We start from the raw sequence: 17,309 nt of genomic DNA, 5'->3' as shown, positions 1-17,309 counted from the left end.
GGTCTAATGTGCCGTGGAGATTGCTGGTGCTGATGTTCGTTACCTCCTCTGAACCGGTGGTCTTCACAACGCTCTACATACCCTAAAGCACTTAGGCCCTCATTTGGAGGGCCTTCTTTTTACACGCATTATCCGCCTGGAAAAAGCATCCCTACAAAGCTGGCTGCAAATCGACAGTGGCGATCGGGCTGGAGGCAGGCAACACGCCCTCCAGCCGCCAACTTTCATCTTGCGGCAACAGATCCACATACCATCGGCCTGCCGCCAGATGCGCCACTTCGCCAGCCCATACGCCATTTCCCGCATTGTGCAACATGACCACTTGGTCATGATCCGCCAGCGTGGCGTGATAGAGCTTTAGCTCCAGCTGTTGCAGGGGTTGGACGCTGGGATTGTCAAGCAGCAACCGCGCCGCCTGCCCATTCAGGGACAGGTTGCCATGCAAGCCCAACGCTGCAGCCTTTCGCCCACGCTCCAGCGACTGGTTGATCGCCTTGCCTTCAGTGTAATAATCATCCACCACCATCGCGCTGCGGGTGGAAACAGCCAACGAATACGTATAAAGGCCAGCAACCACGGCTGTAGCTGGCATCACCATCAGTGCCCATGGCCAAAACTGCTTGTACCATGGTTTGACATCCTCAACTTGAACATACATGCGGTCATTCTCCTTGATCAATTCGGGCCGAGGAAACGGGCCTTTTGGGTTGCAACCAGCGCCGGACTGTCCGTTGCCTCAATATGGAAGATCACTTCCTGGCTATGGGAAGCCATCTTGTCAGGGTTGGCCACTGCCTTGACCGGCACTTCAGCCACCCTGCCGGACTGCACCACCACATTTTCTGCGCCTACCAGCTTCATTCCCTCAATGCCGGAAACGCTAATGGCGTAATGGTGCTCCTGCTCATCCATATTGATGACTTTCAGGGTGTAGATGTTTTCAATATTGCCATCCCCGCTATCCCGGTACAGGGCGTTGCGGTCACGGATGACATCCATTTCCAACGGCACGCGGTGCAAGACGGAATACAGCAAGGCCAACGCGATCGCCGCCAGCAACCCGCCATAAATGAAGGTGCGCACACGCATGACGTGGGTCACCCCACCCTTCAGGGCATGCTCGGTTGTATAGCGCACCAGACCGCGCGGATAACCCATTTTGTCCATAACGCCGTCACAAGCGTCGATGCAAGCGGCGCAACCAATGCATTGGTATTGCAGGCCATCACGGATATCGATGCCGGTCGGGCAAACCTGCACACACAGGGTGCAATCCACACAATCCCCCACGCTGGCAGGCTTGTCCGCCCCACGCTTGCGGGAGCCGCGCGGTTCGCCGCGTGCCTCATCGTAGGAAATGATCAGGGTGTCCTTGTCGAACATGGCGCTCTGGAAACGCGCATAAGGGCACATGTACAGGCAAACCTGCTCGCGCAGAAAGCCTGCGTTGCCATAGGTGGCGGCGCTGTAGAACAGGATCCAGAACAACGCCCAACCGCCAATCACACCGCTGGCGAGATCAGACCACAGCGTTTCCACCGGCACGAAAAAACCAACGAAGGTAAACCCTGTCCATAGTGAGAAGAATATCCACAACACCTGCTTGAGCGCCTTTTTGCCGATTTTGGCCCGATCCCATGGCCCTTTGTCGAGCTTGATCTGTTGCGGGCGGTCACCTTCCACCCATTGCTCAATCCAAATATAAACTTCGCTCCAAACCGTTTGCGGGCAGGCATAACCACACCAAACACGTCCGGCCAACGCCGTGACGAAAAACAGCAGCAACGCCGCCAGGATCAGCAACACCGCCAGATAGAAGAAATCCTGCGGCCAAAAAGTCATGCCGAAAATGTGAAATTTGCGCGCAGGCAGGTCAAACAGCACCAGTTGCTGGCCATCCCACCTGAGCCAGGGCAGCACGTAGTACAACCCCAGCAGACCCCATACTGAGAACTTACGCAGATTGGTGAACAACCCTTTCGTCTTGCGCGGATAAATCTTGTTGTGCTTTTGATAGAAGCTGCCGCCGTTGCCATCCCCGGCGTCAGTTTTGACAGGATTTTCAGACATTTCACCACCTTCAGCCAGACCAGTCACAAGGCTTGCAAGCTAGCACGCAAGAGGCCGGAATTATTTGACGAAAAGTGGTTTGCAAAACAGTTTGTTGTTTTATAAAACACTTTTACGACATTTATCAAGAAACAGGCCGCCCGTTGACGGCCTGTGGAAGTGAGGCTTATTTGCCCGCCGAATGGGATAACCCGTAGACATACGCTGCCAACAAATGGACTTTGTCCGCGCCGAGGAAATCGGCATGCGCTGGCATTGTGCCATTACGGCCTTTGGAGATGCTTTCCTTGATGGTGTCAAGGGAAGAGCCATACAACCAAGTGGTGTCGGTCAGGTTAGGCGCACCCATCGCCTGATTGCCTTTGGCATCCACGCCATGGCACGCAATGCAGTCCATGGTTGGATACAGCGCCTTGCCCGCCTCAGCCTTGGCCGTGTCAACGCCTTCGGTGCGCCCGCTCAAACTGGCGACGTAATTGGCCACCTTGTCAAGGTCATCGGCACTCAGCGCGGGGTGCGGCGGCATCACGCCTTGACGGCCATTCAGGATGGTCTGTTCAATCTGCTCAGGTGCCCCGCCATACAACCAGTCATTGTCTGTCAGGTTGGGGAAGCCTTTGGCACCGCCCGCGTCAGAACCATGGCACTGCGCACAGTAACTCAGGAACATGCGGCGGCCCATTCCCTTGGCGTCTTCATCCGTTGCGACCTGCTCAACCGGCATGGCCGCAAACTTCTTGAAGACCGGATCATAGGCTTCCGCCGCCTTCGCCATTTCAGCCTCATACTGGCTTTCGTGGGAACCCCAGCCCAATACGCCCTTGAAAGACCCCAGACCCGGAAACAGCACCAGATACACCAGGCCAAACACCAAGGTGATATAGAACAGCCACAACCACCAGCGTGGCAGCGGGTTGTTGTACTCTTCGAGGTCATCCCAGCGATGTCCGGTGACATCGCCCGTCGCCGCCTCACCCGGAGCCTTCTTCGAAGTCCAGCGAACCAGCCAGTAACAGGCAAAGATATTGCCCAATGTGATCAGAATGATCCAACCACTCCAGAATCCACTCATTTGTCTACCTCCTTAACTGACGCATCGTGCATTTTTTCTTCCTGCTCATCGAAAATGGAGTTGGCGTCATCCTCAAAGCGCTTTTTGCGCTTGCTGCTGTACGCCCACCACACGACGGCAAAGAAAGCAATCAGCACCATCAACGTCGTTATCCCACGGAAATCGTTGTAGTCCATCATCCATCACCGCTTGGTCTTGATGACAGTGCCCAGGTTTTGCAGATAAGCGACCAGCGCATCCAGCTCAGTCTTGCCTTTCACTTCGTCTGCACCTTTGGCGATTTCCTCATCCGTATAAGGCACGCCCAGCGTTTGCATGGCCTTCATCTTGGCGGCGGTGTCCGCGCCATCCAACGTGTTTTCAGCCAACCACGGGAACCCAGGCATATTGGATTCCGGCACCACGTCACGCGGGTTTTTCAGGTGCACGCGCTGCCAGTCATCACTGTAACGCCCACCGACACGCGCCAAGTCGGGGCCAGTGCGTTTGGAACCCCATTGGAACGGATGGTCGTAGACAAATTCACCCGCGACGGAATAGTGGCCATAACGCTCGGTTTCCGCACGGAATGGACGGATCATCTGGGAATGGCAGTTGTAACAGCCTTCCCGCAGATAGATGTCGCGCCCTTCCAGTTGCAGCGCCGAATAAGGCTTCAAACCCTCGACAGGCTCCGTGGTGTCTTTCAGGAAGTACAGCGGCACGATCTCCGCCAGCCCGCCGAAACTCACCACGACCAGGATCAAAATGGCCATCAGGCCCACGTTTTTCTCAACGACTGCATGTCCAGCACTCATGATTCAATCCTCCTTAGTGGGCCGGTGCAGGAATGGCGTCATCAACGGCTTGCGCCCCTGCGACAGTCTTCCAGACGTTGTACGCCATGATAAACATCCCGCCCAAGACCAGGACGCCACCTAGGAAACGTACAAAGTAGAACGGATAAACCATTTTCAACGACTCGACAAAGCTGTAGGTCAAGGTGCCGTCAGCATTCACTGCCCGCCACATCAAGCCTTCCATGACGCCCGCGATCCACATGGACGCGATATACAGCACGATGCCGACCGTCGCCACCCAGAAATGGACTTCGATCAGCTTGATGCTGTACATCTTTTCACGGCCAAACAATTTCGGGATCAGCGCATACAAGGAGCCAACGGAAACCAACGCCACCCAACCCAGCGCGCCGGAATGCACATGGCCGATAGTCCAGTCGGTGTAGTGGGAAAGCTCGTTGACTGTCTTGATGGACATCATCGGCCCTTCGAACGTGGACATGCCGTAGAAAGACAGGGAAACAATCAGGAAACGGAGGATCGGGTCTGTGCGCAGTTTGTGCCACGCGCCCGACAAGGTCATGATGCCGTTGATCATGCCGCCCCAGGAGGGAGCCAGCAGGATCAGGGAGAACACCATCCCCAGGGATTGGGTCCAGTCAGGCAGCGCCGTGTAATGCAGATGGTGCGGGCCGGCCCACATATAGGTGGAAATCAGCGCCCAGAAATGCACAACCGACAGGCGATAGGAATACACCGGGCGCCCAGCCTGTTTGGGGACGAAGTAATACATCATGCCCAGGAACGCCGCCGTCAGGAAGAAACCCACCGCGTTATGGCCATACCACCACTGCGTCATCGCATCCATGGCGCCTGGGTAAGCGGAATAGGACTTCAGCCAACTGCCGCCGAAGAAAGCGATCGGCAACTCAGCGCTGTTGACCACATGCAAAACAGCGATCGTGATGATATAAGCGCCATAAAACCAGTTCGCCACGTAAATATGCGGTGTTTTACGCTTCATGATCGTGCCGAAGAACAAAACCGCATACGCAACCCACACCACTGTGATCAGCAAATCAATCGGCCATTCCAGTTCCGCATATTCCTTGCCGGAGGTGAACCCCAAGGGCAAAGAAATCGCCGCCAGCAGGATAATCAGTTGCCAACCCCAGAACACAAATGAAGCCAAGCCATCAGAAATCAAACGGGTATGGCAGGTGCGCTGCACCACATACAACGATGTCGCAAAAAGCGCCGAACCGCCAAAGGCAAAGATAACCGCATTGGTATGCAGGGGGCGTAGACGGCTATACGTGAGCCACGGAACGTCGAAATTCAATTCCGGCCAACGTAACTGTGCAGCAATAAGAACGCCCACCAGCATGCCGACGATCCCCCAGATCACCGTCATGATGGCAAACTGCCGCACGACCTTGTAATTGTAGGTCTGCTGGTTTTGCATAAAGTCCCTCCGAACAGTAAGTTTCAAACTTCGCCACCTAGAACATTCCGTGTGGGAAGGCGCGGAACAACCCATCGAACAAACAGATAGTCCGGCTTATAGAGCATCTATCAGAGAGGACACCCCATGCTTGATTAAAATCAATATCAACTGTAGCGAATTAGAGACAAAACAAAGAAATACAAGTTTATTGATTTATATCAAACAAACTTACAAAAAGAGGTTCAACTATCAATCAGATGACAAATTAACACCAAGCAAAAACAGCACTTTTTCGCTAATTCTGGTTACAAGCCAGCATTATTTGTGTCTGATAAGCAACAGCATGCATGGACACCAGGGAATTTTTTATCTAGTCTTGACCTATATCAATAATCAGGCCGAGCAATGTTGCGCACCCTGCTGTTGTACTTCATCTGCATCACCTACGCCCATGCGCTGCCGGTTTTTCCGGGCGCGGAAGGTTTTGGATCACTGACATCCGGCGGACGCGGAGGCACCGTCTGTAAAGTCACCTCCCTGGAAGACACCGGGGAGGGCAGCTTGCGCAGTTGTGTGGAAAAAACCGGCCCGCGCATCATCGTCTTTGCCACCGGAGGCGTCATCCGGCTGGAAAGCAACTTGACCATTGACCATCCTTACGTATCCATTTTTGGCCAGACAGCGCCAGGCGATGGCGTCATGATCACCGGCGTGCCGGACATCAAACGGGAGCCTTTCACGGTTGCAAGCCATGATGTCCTGATCCAGCATGTCCGTTTCCGCGCCGGGGCTGCCGACAAACCCAACTGTTGCCGCGATGCGCTGACGATAGCCGGTGCTGAAGGCAAAACCGATGGCGCGCAAACCTACAATGTCGTGCTGGACCACTGCTCTTTCTCCTGGGGAACCGATGAGATCGTCTCCAGTTGGTACGATGCGCATGACATCACCATCAGCAACAGCGTTATCGGCCCCAGCCTGTACAATGGCTCCAACGACGAAGGCCCCGGCAGCCGGGGAATCCTGTTGGGGTCGGAAGGCTCCCATTCCATCAGCCTGCACCATAACCTGCTTGTCCACAGTGAGGAACGCAACCCCGGTGTCAAGACCGACACCGGCGTGGTGGATGTCGTCAACAACCTCGTTTACGACTGGGGATACAACGGGGCGGAAATCATGGGCGACATTGGCAATCCGCAGGTCAATCTTGTCCACAACCTTTACATCATGGGTTCCAGTTCCAACCGGAAGATGTCCGAAATCGTCGCCCGCAATTCCAGCAAAGGCTACAAGTTATTTCTGGAAGAAAACCTCAGCATCCGCGACCCTGAACAACCTGAACCTTTGCCCATTGACGCCAGCCTCAGCGGGTGGCCAACTGACGCATGGGAATCCAACCTCCGATTCCCCGCCCCGGCCATCACCACCTACAAGGCGCAGACACTCCCGGCAAAGCTGCTGCCGACCGTTGGCGCCACGCTGCCCAAACGCGATTCCGTTGACACCAAGGCCATTCAAGACACCCGCCAATACAGTGGCGATATTCCCCAATGCGTCACTGCCACAGACAAAGGCTGGGGACACGGCTGCAAACGCAATGCAGGCGGATGGCCCCACTACGCCAAAGGCGCGCCTGATGCAGACCAGGACAATGACGGCATACCTGACGCCTGGGAACGGAAAAACGGGCTCAACCCCGCCAAGCCTGATGCAACCGAAGATAAAAACGCCAATGGTTACAGCAATATAGAAGAATGGGTTTTTAGCCTGACACCCGTTGATAAGCCATAAAATCCCGTAACCAGGCAATGGGGCGCTGTAATTTCCGCTTAAGCGCCAATTGGTTCTGCAACCGTATCCTGAACCAGTAGTAAAGCACTTTTGGCCCATGCAGCAAGTGGCCGCCCAAGGTTTGCGGGGATGTGACACGCCACCGCACCACCCGTTGCTGGGAAGTCCACAACGACTTGTGCGCCCCCTTCCCCTGCATAAAATCAACCCGTTGCAAGCGCTGCGCAATGCACTGGCGAATGATGCGGTCAAACAGCAAACGGCCCAGCGCATAAGGCTTATACCGCTCATCCATCAAAATGGCATGATGGTAAATGTAGCAACAGCATCCATCCAGCAGGCTCAAGGCATAAGCTGCAACCACCCCATCCAACAGCAACAGCGTCAATTGCGCCTTACCGACGTCCGCCAGATTCGCCGCGCTTTGCAGATGCTCGGCAAACCCATCGTCATCAACCCACCGGCATGAGGTATAGCGCTTTTCCCAGCGTTGCAAAAATAACCGCCTGGCGCGCGGCAACCACTGCCTCATGCCGGGCGCGTCAGTGACAACCACCCATTCGACAGCCTGTTTCTGCCGCTCCAGCATCCGGTAACGGCGGCGTATTTCCTTCCAAAAACGTTGCGGATACAGCGCCTCAAATTCTGCAAGGCTGCCCGGCAAATCCAGATACGGCGCGGGCATGAAAGGAAGATCCGTGCATAAACGACCGTCTGGGCGCGGATGCCCCGGCAACACAATCTGGTCGGGCGCATTGAAGTCGGACGGGATATAGGCGTAAAGCGCAGTCATGCCCTTTCCTCCAGGTTGTATGCCTGTGCTTCACGGTTTGGCAACCCCCATCGGAGAATTTTCCGGCGGGCGACTGGATAGAACTTCCGCTCCAGCCACCAGCTGAACGCCAGCAGGATTGCCAGATAGCCCAACCATTCCAGATAGGGGTTACCCAAAAAAGACAACCAGGTCGCTTTTTGCATCAAATGTATATGGCTGATATACAAGGCATAAGAAATCGGCGCAAACGCCACGAATGGCCACACTAGCCAGTCAAAACCTATCCAATCAAGTTTCCCCCAAGCAATGGCGGCCACCATCAGCAACAAGGCGAAACTGACATGGCGCAACTCCAGAAACGGGTGGAACCCCACCTCCAATGCATTGCCCTGCTTCAACCAACCAGCCAGATTGATCAGCAAGATCAAAGAAACGCCACCCAAGCCAATGATGGCGGGCAATGCGTCCCTGAAGCCAATCCGTTGCTTCACTAGCCATGTTTCCGCCAGACATACACCAGACCACCAAATAGCGAAATACATCAACAGGCGCAATACATAGGCAGGCTCCAGCGTATAGACGATAGCCGCTGCCAGCGAGGTGCCGAACACCAACAGGGTGCCCCAACCAAAATCCCGCACCCAGGTCACCAGCGGAAAATACAGCATATAAAACCACCACTCATAAGACAGCGACCACAAAGGCAAATTGCCCATATAAGGCTCAACCAACGCGCCAGGCCGGGTTCCATCCCGCAAGTCCTGCAACATCAGCAGGTTTCCCAACAGGGTGGGAAAATCCGGTGAAAGCCATCTGCCCTGAAGCCATGAACTGATCAGCCAGGTCAGCGGCAACACCACCAATAAGGGCGCATACAGACGGGCAAACCGTTTCAGGAAATAAACCCGGAACCGCTGGTCACTGGAAAGGCTCCACGAATAATGGATGACGAAACCTGACAGCAAGAAAAAAGTGATCACCGATTCCTGCCCAAACCGCAGAAAAATCCCAATATTGACGCCCCATAACCAGATTTCATGGGGCAACGTATGGTGCAGCACCAAATAAAATGCAGCCGCGCCACGCACGGCCTCCAGCCTGTAAAGTTTCATCGCCGTTCCTTAGCGTGAAGATTTGGATTCCAGACAACTTACCCAGCGTTCAATCGGAACACCCCAGCGGTTCGCGCAGGCGGACGAAAGCAACCGATTAACGCAGCACGCCCTGCATTCATCTGGCAAATGACCGCCTCCATCCAAGCCCCGCTTCATCCAAGAAGCCATCTGTAACAGGATGATTCACAACCTATTTAGAGGAATGGCTTGCATGCAACGCCTAGTCAATGTCTTCATCGTCATCTTCATTTTTTCAGTTCCCTGGCAGGACATGGTGAAGCTCCCCGGCATGGGAACACTCTCGCGCCTAACCGGCCTGCTGGCGTTCGCCGCAGGTATTGGTGCCATTGTCATGGCTAACCGCGTGCGTCCCCTGAAGACCATCCACCTGTGGGCAGGCCTGTTCACCCTCTGGGTCAGCATCACATACTTTTGGTCAGTATGGCCGGAAAAGACGGAAGAATTTGCTTTCAGCATGCTGCAATTGCTGCTCTTCAACTTACTGATGTGGCAATTCGTCCGCACCCGTGAAGATATACAGGAAGCCTTGCAGTCCTTGGTTCTGGGTGGGTATGTGCTTATTTTCTTTACATTGCAGGCATGGTTAAGCGGTGAACAACACAGTTACAACCGTTACACCGCCGAAGGCGTCAATGAAAACGAACTGGCGGCCATGTTGGGGCTAGGCGTTCCCATCGCGCTTTACCTGCTAATGGAAAGCCGCCATTGGTTGCTGCGGATCATCAACATCCTCTACATTCCAGCGGCCTTCACCGCCATCACACTGGCGGCGTCCCGCACCGGCTTTATCGTCGCCAGTGCCGGTTTCCTGTACGCCATCGTGGTGTTACGGCGCACCCCTCCATTCTGGCGCACAGTCAGCATCGCATTCCTGCTGACCGCCGTCATCGCGGCCCTGCCATTGATCCCACAAACATCCATCGACCGCCTCTCCACCATCGAGCAGGAAGCCTCATCCGGCACCTTGACGGGCCGCACCACCATCTGGAAATACGGGATGCTGGCCTGGCAAGAACACCCTGTCCTGGGTAATGGGCTAGGCTCATTCCGCAAGGTCGTCAACCCGTTTTCCATCTCCGAAAGTGCGCATAACAGCTTCATTTCACTGCTGGTGGAAACGGGCGTAATCGGCTTGCTGACCTTCAGCAGCTTCCTGTTGTTCCTGTTCAAGCTGATGCCCCAGGTTCCCCGACAGGACAGAAGCTTTCAGATTGCCTTGATGGGTTGTCTCCTGCTGGCGCAGATGTCCACCGAGTGGAGCATGGAAAAAATTGCCTGGGTCCTTTACAGCCTGCTCATTAGCCATGCATGGCTGGAGAGCAACCAAACGATCCATTGGCGAATCAAGCCGATGACCAACCTGACCGCAGGAGCAAAAGCAGCCCATGCCTGACACGCCCTTGCCAGCCAACCAGCGTATCGCCATCGTCATCCACAGCCTGACCAAAGGCGGCGCAGAGCGGGTGGCGGCATCATTGTCCGAACATTTCGCCCGCACACATACTGTCGACCTGATTGTGTTTGACGGCAGGCTGACCGCCTACCCCTATGGCGGCACATTGGTTGACCTGAACTGCCCGGCCACCACCAACATCCTGGGCAAGCTCACCAACTTGGCGCGCCGATTCTGGAAACTGCACAAACAATTTCGCCAACACCACTACGCCCACATATTTTCTTTCATGGAAAGCGCCAACTTTCCCACCTTGTTGGCCAGCCCTGCGGCAATCGTTTCAGTGCGCAACAACCCACACAAGTTCAGCCCGGCTACCCGCTGGATGATGCGCATTTTATATCCACGCGCGCGTAAGGTCGTTGCTGTCTCCAATGCAATTGCCGACATCTTACGCCAGGAATTGGCCATAAATAATGCACTCAGCATTCCAAACCCACTGAATTTTACTGACATAGACATACTGAAACGCCAGCCTGTCGGGCATCCACGCCCCTATTTGCTGGCGATCGGACGCTTGCATCCGCAAAAAGGTTTCGACCTGTTGATCACCGCCTTCGCCCGCAGCAAGGCGTCACAGACCACCGACCTGCTGATCCTTGGCGAAGGCCCGCAACGGGACAGGTTGCAACGCCAGATTTCAGGCCTTGGCCTGACGGAAAAAGTCTGGCTCAAGGGCGCGGCCAACAACCCTTACGGCTACCTGGCCAACGCCCAATTATTTGTTCTTTCAAGCCGTTATGAAGGTTATCCCAATGTATTAATAGAAGCGTTGGCCTGCCAGTGCCCAGTTGTCGCCACAAACTGCCCGACTGGCCCGAATGAAATTCTCACCCACGGCGTGAATGGTATTCTCGTAGAGAATGAAAATGCCGATGAACTCTCAAAGGCTATTGATTATATGATGGAAAATCCATCCTTGCGAGAATCATTCCGCCAACAGGGCAGAGCCGCAATCCAGCACCTCAAGCTCAGCACCATCGCCGGGCAGTGGCTTGAAATTTAAATCGATATAGGGTCATTTCTAATGGATAACACAGCCCGTAAAATCCGTGTGGCGCATGTCATCACCTGCCTGACAACAGGCGGGGCGGAAATGATGTTGTACAAACTGTTGGCGCACACCGACCTCACCCATTTCGAGCCGGTTGTCATATCGTTGCGTGGGGAAGCGGATCTCAGCAGGCGGATCAGGTCACACGGGATCAGCGTTTACTCCCTCAACATGAGCCTGAACCTTTGGGCAGGCTGGCGCATCCTGGAACTGGTGCGGCTGCTACGCGAACTACAGCCGGACATTGTGCAGGGCTGGATGTATCACGGCAACCTGGCGGCTTCGCTGGCGAATATGGCGCTTGGCGACCGCTACCCACTGCTGTGGAACATCCGCCAAACCCTTTATGATATCCGCCATGAGCCGCTCGCCACCCGTGGGGTAATCCGCATGGGGGCAAAACTCAGCAAGCGCCCCGAACACATCCTTTACAATTCATACCTCAGCGCTGACCAGCATGCGGCGTTTGGCTATCCCGCGCAGAAAACCCAAATAGTGCCCAACGGTTTTGACATCCAGCGGTTTTCCCCCAATGCCTATTACCGTGAAGACATCCGGGAGAGCCTTGGCATACCGTCTGATGCGTTGGTGATCGGCATGATTGCGCGCTACCACCCCATGAAAAACCATGCCCTGTTCCTGGAAGCCGCCAGCCTATTGATGCAGCACCAGAAAAATGTCCATTTCATTCTGGCTGGCCGGGAGGTGACGGCGGAAAACCCCGAACTTATTCCCCTACTGCAACGTTTTCCTGACAGGAGCCACCTGCACCTGCTGGGCGAACGCCAGGATGTTTATTGCGTCCTAAACGCCTTGGACATTTTCTCCCTGACTTCATCCCGTGGCGAAGGCTTCCCCAACGCCATTGGCGAAGCCATGGCCTGCGGCGTGCCCTGCATCGCCACCGATGTGGGCGACATTCCCCTCATTATCGGCAAAACCGGCCGGGTCTTGCAGGTGCCTGAAGCCACGCCCTCCGCCCTGGCCTTCGCTTGGCTGGAATGGATCAATGCAGGTGAAGTGTGGCGCAAGGAATTGGGGTTGCGCGCACTTCAGCGCATCCGCAAACACTACAACATCCAGAACATCACCACACAGTATCAAAATATATACAAGGAGTTAGTGAATCATGTGCGGACTGACGGGCTTCTACTCCCTCTCAATCAGACGAAATTCGACCGACATGCAAAGCAATCTGCGCCGGATGACATCCACCCTCGCACACAGGGGGCCGGATGACGGCGGCTTGTGGCTGGATCATGACGTTGGCATTGCGCTAGGACACCGGCGGCTTTCGATCCTAGATCTCTCTCCGGAAGGGCATCAGCCGATGGCGTCACAATCAGGGCGCTACACACTGGTGTTCAACGGTGAAATCTACAATCACCAGGAGTTGCGCAAACGCCTCGGCCAGGAATGCCCCGTTCATTGGCGCGGCATGTCCGACACCGAAACCCTGCTGGCTGCATTTTCAGTCTGGGGTATCCGGCGCACCCTGAAAGCCTGTATCGGCATGTTCGCTATCGCCGTGTGGGACAGCGCGACCCGTTGCCTTACCCTCGCCCGCGACCGCCTAGGCGAAAAGCCCCTGTATTATGGTTGGGCAGGCCAACATTTCCTGTTCGGTTCCGAATTGAAAGCCCTGCGCGCCCACCCCGAATGGCATGCAGCCATCAACCGTGAAGCCATCGCCAGCCAGTTGCGCCTGAGCTACATCCCTGCCCCCCATACCATTTACCAAAACATTTTCAAACTTGAACCGGGACATTTGTTACAGATCACGCCACAGACTGCCCCGGGCAGCGCAATGCCAACCGAGCCATACTGGTCATTGCCTGCATACATCGCCAACCGCCAAAATGCCCCCGCACCCAAAAATGTGCGTGAACAAACCGACGCGCTGGAGCATTTGCTGGCTGACGCAGTACGCCAACAAATGCTGGCGGACGTGCCGCTGGGCGCATTCCTGTCCGGAGGCGTCGACTCCTCCCTGGTGGTTGCGCTGATGCAAGCCCAGTCCAACCGCCCCGTCAAAACCTTCACGATCGGCTACGAAGAAGAAAGCTTCAACGAAGCCAACTATGCCCGCGAAGTTGCGCGCCATTTGGGTACTGAGCATACCGAGTACATCGCAAGCCCTTCGGACGCGCTGGACATCATCCCCCGGCTCCCCGTCCTGTTTGATGAGCCATTTTCGGACATGTCGCAGATCCCCACCCTGCTGGTCGCCCAATTGGCCAAGACGCGGGTGACGGTCAGCCTTTCCGGAGATGGCGCGGATGAGCTGTTTGGCGGCTACAACCGCTATTTCTATGCCCAGCAAATCTGGCGGCGCTTGCAACATCTGCCAGGGTTCCTGCGTAGCGGCATCGCAGGGACATTGGGGCATCTGGACGCCCGCCAATGGGACAAACTGCTGACACCCTTCTCCTCGTCCCTCCCCCAACGGCTGCGTTTCAATGAACCAGGGGAAAAACTGCGCAAAGCGACTGAAGCCTTGAACGCCCGCACGCCTGAAGACATTTACCGCAGGCTCATTTCCCATTGGAAAACCCCGGAAGAAATTGTCCTGGGCCTGCATAGCGCCCCTGACCCTATCCCAACCAACATTCCGGCTGGGCTGAACTTCCCCGAACGGATGATGTACATGGACACGCTTGGCTATCTGCCCGGCGATATTCTGGCCAAAGTCGACCGGACTGCCATGGGCGTCAGCCTGGAAACCCGTGCACCATTTCTCGATCACCGGGTCGTTGAGTTTGCCTGGCAACTGCCCTTGCACATGAAAATCCACGACGGCCAGGGCAAGTGGATTCTCCGGCGGATACTGGACCGGCATGTGCCGCGCCACCTGATTGAGCGCCCCAAAAAAGGCTTCGGTGTCCCATTGGACAATTGGTTGCGCACCCGCTTGCGCGATTGGGCAGAACACCTGCTGGATCCGGTGCGTTTGCGCCAGGAAGGCTTTTTCGACCCTGACCCTATTCAGGAAAAATGGCGGCAACACTTGGCTGGCACCCATAACTGGCAATACCTGTTGTGGGATGTCCTGATGTTCCAGGCGTGGCATGAGCAACAAAACCCGGTAATCCGGGCGATGGCGGCATAAAGGAGCAGTTAGTGAAAAAAATCCTGTTTGTTGGCAACGACGCCGCGTTTTTCCTATCCCATCGCATACCGCTGGCGGAGCATGTCAGCAACTGCGGCTATGATGTGCATGTCGCCATGCCCGAACCAGCCGATAGCCCGGAAGCGCATGACATCCAAACCCGCGGGATGTGCTACCACAGTTTTTCCATGGACCGCATGAGCCGCAACCCCTTGCGGGAGCTTGGCGCCATTTGGAGCTTGTACCGCCTGTACAAGCAGGTGCAACCAGACCTGATCCATCACATTGCAGTCAAGGCCATCCTCTATGGCGGCATCGCCGCCCTGCTGTCGGGGCATACCCGCTCCATTTACGCCTTCACTGGCCTGGGTTCACTGTTTACCCATCAGGACATTGCCACCAAAACCCTGCGCACCTTCATCACCCCGGTATACAAGGCGATCTTTTTTCCATCACGCGCATGGGCCATTTTCCAGAATCCTGATGATCTTGGCCTGTTTACCCAGGCTGGCATCACCCGCAAGCAACGCTCAGTCCTGATCCGCAGTTCTGGGGTCAATTTACGGGAATTCCGCTACCGTCCCGAACCCGAAGGCGACCCGGTTGTCCTGCTCGCAGCGCGCATGCTCAAAAGCAAAGGCGTGTGTGAATTTGCTGGCGCCGCCCGCAAAATACATGCGAAAGGCTTGGCTGCGCGTTTTGTGCTGGTTGGTGATGTCCCCAACAATCATGACGCAATCCCCCTTGAGGAACTGCGCAGCTGGCAACAGGAAGGCTGCGTCGAATGGTGGGGGCACCGCAGCGACATGCCAGACATCCTTCCCCAGGCGCATATCATCTGCCTGCCATCCTACCGGGAAGGTGTGCCCAAAGTGCTGCTGGAAGCCGCCGCCTGCGGACGGGCCATTGTCGCCAGCGATGTGCCAGGCTGCCGTGAAATCACCTTGCACCAACAAAATGGCCTGCTGGTGGAACCGCAAAGCAGCACGGCGCTGGCGGCTGGCATCGAAATCCTGCTACGTAACCCACACAAGCGCAAACGGCTCGGACTTGCTGGACGGCGACTGGTTGAGGAGGAATTCAGCGTCGAACAAGTCGTGCATCAGACACTCCAGGTTTACCAGAAGTTATTCACATGATTATCCGGCACAGCTTCCTGTACTTGCTCGCCCGGGGATTGCCTGGCTTGGTCAATTTCGCAGCCCTGGCTTTGTACACCCGGCTACTAAGCCCAAATGAGTACGGCCAATACTCCTTGGCGACAGCAACCGTCAGTTTTCTGCAAATGCTGCTGTTTGGCTGGCTGAACCTGGGGATATTGCGGTTTCTGCCACGCTTTGCCAATCAGCGGGAAATGTTCTTCCCAACCATACTGGCGGCTTACGGCGGCATTGCGGCAACAGGGCTTGGCCTTTGCCTGCTGGTTTGGCTATTCACGCCTGATCCAACGGTGGCGCAACTGGCACTGGCGGGCGGCCTGCTGCTGGCGGCATGGGCTTTTTTCGAGCTTAACCTGCAACTCCAGAACTCACAGCTCAACCCTTATCGCTATGGCGGCATGATGCTGGGCAAAACCCTGCTGGCGCTTGCCATCGGCGGATGGCTGGCGTGGGCGGGCTGGGGGGCGGAAGGCATTTTATGGGGGCTGCTGATTGGCAACCTGTTGCCCGTGCTGCTGTTTTGCCGGGACGAATGGCGACACATCCATTGGAGCCAAATAGATACGGGAATCCTCCGGCAAATGCTTATTTACGGGCTGCCATTGACCGCCTCCGCGCTCCTGAACGAAGTGATCAACAGCGCTGACCGCATGTTGTTGGCCTGGCTGGATGGCGCGGACAGCGCTGGGCAATATGCAGTCGCTTATGACTTGCCCCGTTTTACGCTGGTCATGCTGATGATGAGCATAAACCTCGCCATCTATCCCATGCTGGTCAACGCCCTTGAAACACAGGGGGTTGAGGCCGCCAAGCAGCACAGCCGTCAACACGCCCTGTTGCTGTTTGGTATTGGCTTTCCCGCCACTGCCGGATTGGTCTTGATTACCCCCAATCTCGCCAGCCTGTTGCTTGGCACCGAATTCAGGGCGACCGTAGTGGCACTGACCCCCCTGATTGCGACTGCCATTTTGCTGTCAGGGGCAAAATCTTACTTTTTCGACTTGGCATTCCAATTGGGAAAGCATACCCAGGGACAGGTCTGGATCTTGCTGATCGCCGCCGGTCTCAACCTTGCCCTGAACCTGTTGCTCATACCGCATTGGGGCATGTATGGGGCTGCCTGGGCAACCCTTGCCGCTTACGCCGCCGGTTTGCTTCTCAGCGCATGGCGGGGAATGCGCTGGTTCCCATTGCAACTTCCCGGCAAGGAGCTGTCTGGCGTGGTGCTGGCCACCGTGCTCATGTCGCTGGCGCTATTTCAACTCCACCATAAAATCGGTGTTGGTTGGTTGGCGATCCAACTGTTGACTGGCTTTCTGGTTTACAGCGTGACGTTGTTGCTGATGGACACTGGCGGCATACGCACACAAACCAAACGTCATTTTCCATTTATCCAGAGATCGCAACAGTTAGAACCCTAGACATCACCCCTGATTCCTGACCCGTTATACAACACCATCATT

General features: G+C 55.6%; 15 protein-coding genes. 7 read left to right on the top strand and 8 right to left on the bottom strand.

The window, feature by feature from the left end; genetic code table 11:
- Window positions 1-151: 151 nt before the first annotated feature.
- The 6 genes from VSS37_RS15020 to ccoN form a co-directional block, all read right to left on the bottom strand.
- A complete protein-coding gene (locus tag VSS37_RS15020; protein ID WP_324696517.1) occupies window positions 152-658 on the bottom strand; it encodes a FixH family protein in 507 nt (168 codons plus the stop codon).
- 17 nt (window positions 659-675) lie between these two features.
- The gene (gene ccoG, locus VSS37_RS15015) at window positions 676-2,070 is read right to left on the bottom strand and encodes a cytochrome c oxidase accessory protein CcoG (protein WP_324696515.1); all 1,395 of its coding nucleotides are present in this window, start codon (window positions 2,068-2,070) and stop codon (window positions 676-678) included.
- Between the two features lie 166 nt (window positions 2,071-2,236).
- Window positions 2,237-3,142 carry a cytochrome-c oxidase, cbb3-type subunit III gene (gene ccoP / locus VSS37_RS15010; protein ID WP_324696514.1) on the bottom strand — a complete coding sequence of 302 codons (906 nt, stop codon included), beginning with the start codon at window positions 3,140-3,142 and terminating at the stop codon, window positions 2,237-2,239.
- Window positions 3,139-3,321 (bottom strand): cbb3-type cytochrome oxidase subunit 3, encoded by a 183-nt coding sequence (locus tag VSS37_RS15005; protein ID WP_375339148.1) that lies wholly within the window; start codon window positions 3,319-3,321, stop codon window positions 3,139-3,141. The genes ccoP and VSS37_RS15005 overlap by 4 nt, the downstream gene beginning before the upstream one ends.
- 3 nt (window positions 3,322-3,324) lie before the next feature.
- Window positions 3,325-3,939: a cytochrome-c oxidase, cbb3-type subunit II gene (gene ccoO, locus VSS37_RS15000; protein WP_324696513.1), complete on the bottom strand. Its 615-nt coding sequence runs from the start codon at window positions 3,937-3,939 to the stop codon at window positions 3,325-3,327.
- A gap of 13 nt (window positions 3,940-3,952) precedes the next feature.
- Entirely contained in the window at window positions 3,953-5,386 is a 1,434-nt protein-coding gene (gene ccoN / locus VSS37_RS14995; RefSeq protein ID WP_324696512.1) for a cytochrome-c oxidase, cbb3-type subunit I, read from the bottom strand.
- A 387-nt stretch (window positions 5,387-5,773) separates the two neighbouring features.
- Between ccoN and VSS37_RS14990 the strand changes: the two genes are divergently transcribed.
- The gene (locus VSS37_RS14990; RefSeq protein ID WP_324696511.1) at window positions 5,774-7,159 is read left to right on the top strand and encodes a pectate lyase family protein; all 1,386 of its coding nucleotides are present in this window, start codon (window positions 5,774-5,776) and stop codon (window positions 7,157-7,159) included.
- Here the strand turns inward: VSS37_RS14990 and VSS37_RS14985 are convergent.
- The gene (locus tag VSS37_RS14985) at window positions 7,131-7,952 is read right to left on the bottom strand and encodes a GNAT family N-acetyltransferase (RefSeq protein ID WP_324696509.1); all 822 of its coding nucleotides are present in this window, start codon (window positions 7,950-7,952) and stop codon (window positions 7,131-7,133) included. The genes VSS37_RS14990 and VSS37_RS14985 overlap by 29 nt on opposite strands.
- On the bottom strand, window positions 7,949-9,046 hold the full coding sequence (locus tag VSS37_RS14980) for an acyltransferase family protein (protein ID WP_324696507.1): 1,098 nt from the start codon (window positions 9,044-9,046) through the stop codon (window positions 7,949-7,951). Before VSS37_RS14980 ends, VSS37_RS14985 begins: the two co-directional genes overlap by 4 nt.
- 214 nt (window positions 9,047-9,260) lie before the next feature.
- Here VSS37_RS14980 and VSS37_RS14975 point away from each other — a divergent pair, with 214 nt between their 5' ends.
- From VSS37_RS14975 to VSS37_RS14950, 6 genes are read left to right on the top strand one after another with little or no spacing between them, the layout of a single operon-like run.
- The gene (locus VSS37_RS14975; RefSeq protein WP_324696505.1) at window positions 9,261-10,463 is read left to right on the top strand and encodes an O-antigen ligase family protein; all 1,203 of its coding nucleotides are present in this window, start codon (window positions 9,261-9,263) and stop codon (window positions 10,461-10,463) included.
- The gene (locus VSS37_RS14970; RefSeq protein ID WP_324696504.1) at window positions 10,456-11,529 is read left to right on the top strand and encodes a glycosyltransferase family 4 protein; all 1,074 of its coding nucleotides are present in this window, start codon (window positions 10,456-10,458) and stop codon (window positions 11,527-11,529) included. The genes VSS37_RS14975 and VSS37_RS14970 overlap by 8 nt, the downstream gene beginning before the upstream one ends.
- 21 nt (window positions 11,530-11,550) lie before the next feature.
- Window positions 11,551-12,816, top strand: a complete 1,266-nt coding sequence (locus VSS37_RS14965; protein WP_324696503.1) for a glycosyltransferase — start codon at window positions 11,551-11,553, stop codon at window positions 12,814-12,816.
- Complete coding sequence (asnB, locus tag VSS37_RS14960; RefSeq protein ID WP_324696502.1) at window positions 12,761-14,686, top strand: asparagine synthase (glutamine-hydrolyzing); 1,926 nt, start codon at window positions 12,761-12,763, stop codon at window positions 14,684-14,686. The genes VSS37_RS14965 and asnB overlap by 56 nt, the downstream gene beginning before the upstream one ends.
- 11 nt (window positions 14,687-14,697) lie before the next feature.
- Window positions 14,698-15,825 (top strand): glycosyltransferase family 4 protein, encoded by a 1,128-nt coding sequence (locus tag VSS37_RS14955; protein WP_324696501.1) that lies wholly within the window; start codon window positions 14,698-14,700, stop codon window positions 15,823-15,825.
- Window positions 15,822-17,267, top strand: a complete 1,446-nt coding sequence (locus VSS37_RS14950; protein ID WP_324696499.1) for a lipopolysaccharide biosynthesis protein — start codon at window positions 15,822-15,824, stop codon at window positions 17,265-17,267. The genes VSS37_RS14955 and VSS37_RS14950 overlap by 4 nt, the downstream gene beginning before the upstream one ends.
- The last annotated feature ends 42 nt before the right edge of the window (window positions 17,268-17,309 follow it).

This window comes from Candidatus Thiothrix phosphatis (assembly GCF_035668035.1).
Classification (GTDB): Bacteria; Pseudomonadota; Gammaproteobacteria; order Thiotrichales; family Thiotrichaceae; genus Thiothrix; species Thiothrix phosphatis.
The sequence above is the reverse complement of the archived record's forward strand: the minus strand, read 5'-3'. Positions and strand labels throughout refer to the sequence as shown.

Coding starts and splice junctions, on each gene's coding strand:
- ccoG (WP_324696515.1), bottom strand. CDS start 2,070: ATGTCTGAAAATCCTGTCAAAACTGACGCCGGGGATGGCAACGGCGGC.
- VSS37_RS14990 (WP_324696511.1), top strand. CDS start 5,774: ATGTTGCGCACCCTGCTGTTGTACTTCATCTGCATCACCTACGCCCAT.
- ccoO (WP_324696513.1), bottom strand. CDS start 3,939: ATGAGTGCTGGACATGCAGTCGTTGAGAAAAACGTGGGCCTGATGGCC.
- VSS37_RS14985 (WP_324696509.1), bottom strand. CDS start 7,952: ATGACTGCGCTTTACGCCTATATCCCGTCCGACTTCAATGCGCCCGAC.
- VSS37_RS14965 (WP_324696503.1), top strand. CDS start 11,551: ATGGATAACACAGCCCGTAAAATCCGTGTGGCGCATGTCATCACCTGC.
- ccoN (WP_324696512.1), bottom strand. CDS start 5,386: ATGCAAAACCAGCAGACCTACAATTACAAGGTCGTGCGGCAGTTTGCC.
- VSS37_RS14975 (WP_324696505.1), top strand. CDS start 9,261: ATGCAACGCCTAGTCAATGTCTTCATCGTCATCTTCATTTTTTCAGTT.
- ccoP (WP_324696514.1), bottom strand. CDS start 3,142: ATGAGTGGATTCTGGAGTGGTTGGATCATTCTGATCACATTGGGCAAT.
- asnB (WP_324696502.1), top strand. CDS start 12,761: ATGCAAAGCAATCTGCGCCGGATGACATCCACCCTCGCACACAGGGGG.
- VSS37_RS14970 (WP_324696504.1), top strand. CDS start 10,456: ATGCCTGACACGCCCTTGCCAGCCAACCAGCGTATCGCCATCGTCATC.
- VSS37_RS15005 (WP_375339148.1), bottom strand. CDS start 3,321: ATGATGGACTACAACGATTTCCGTGGGATAACGACGTTGATGGTGCTG.
- VSS37_RS14950 (WP_324696499.1), top strand. CDS start 15,822: ATGATTATCCGGCACAGCTTCCTGTACTTGCTCGCCCGGGGATTGCCT.
- VSS37_RS15020 (WP_324696517.1), bottom strand. CDS start 658: ATGTATGTTCAAGTTGAGGATGTCAAACCATGGTACAAGCAGTTTTGG.
- VSS37_RS14980 (WP_324696507.1), bottom strand. CDS start 9,046: ATGAAACTTTACAGGCTGGAGGCCGTGCGTGGCGCGGCTGCATTTTAT.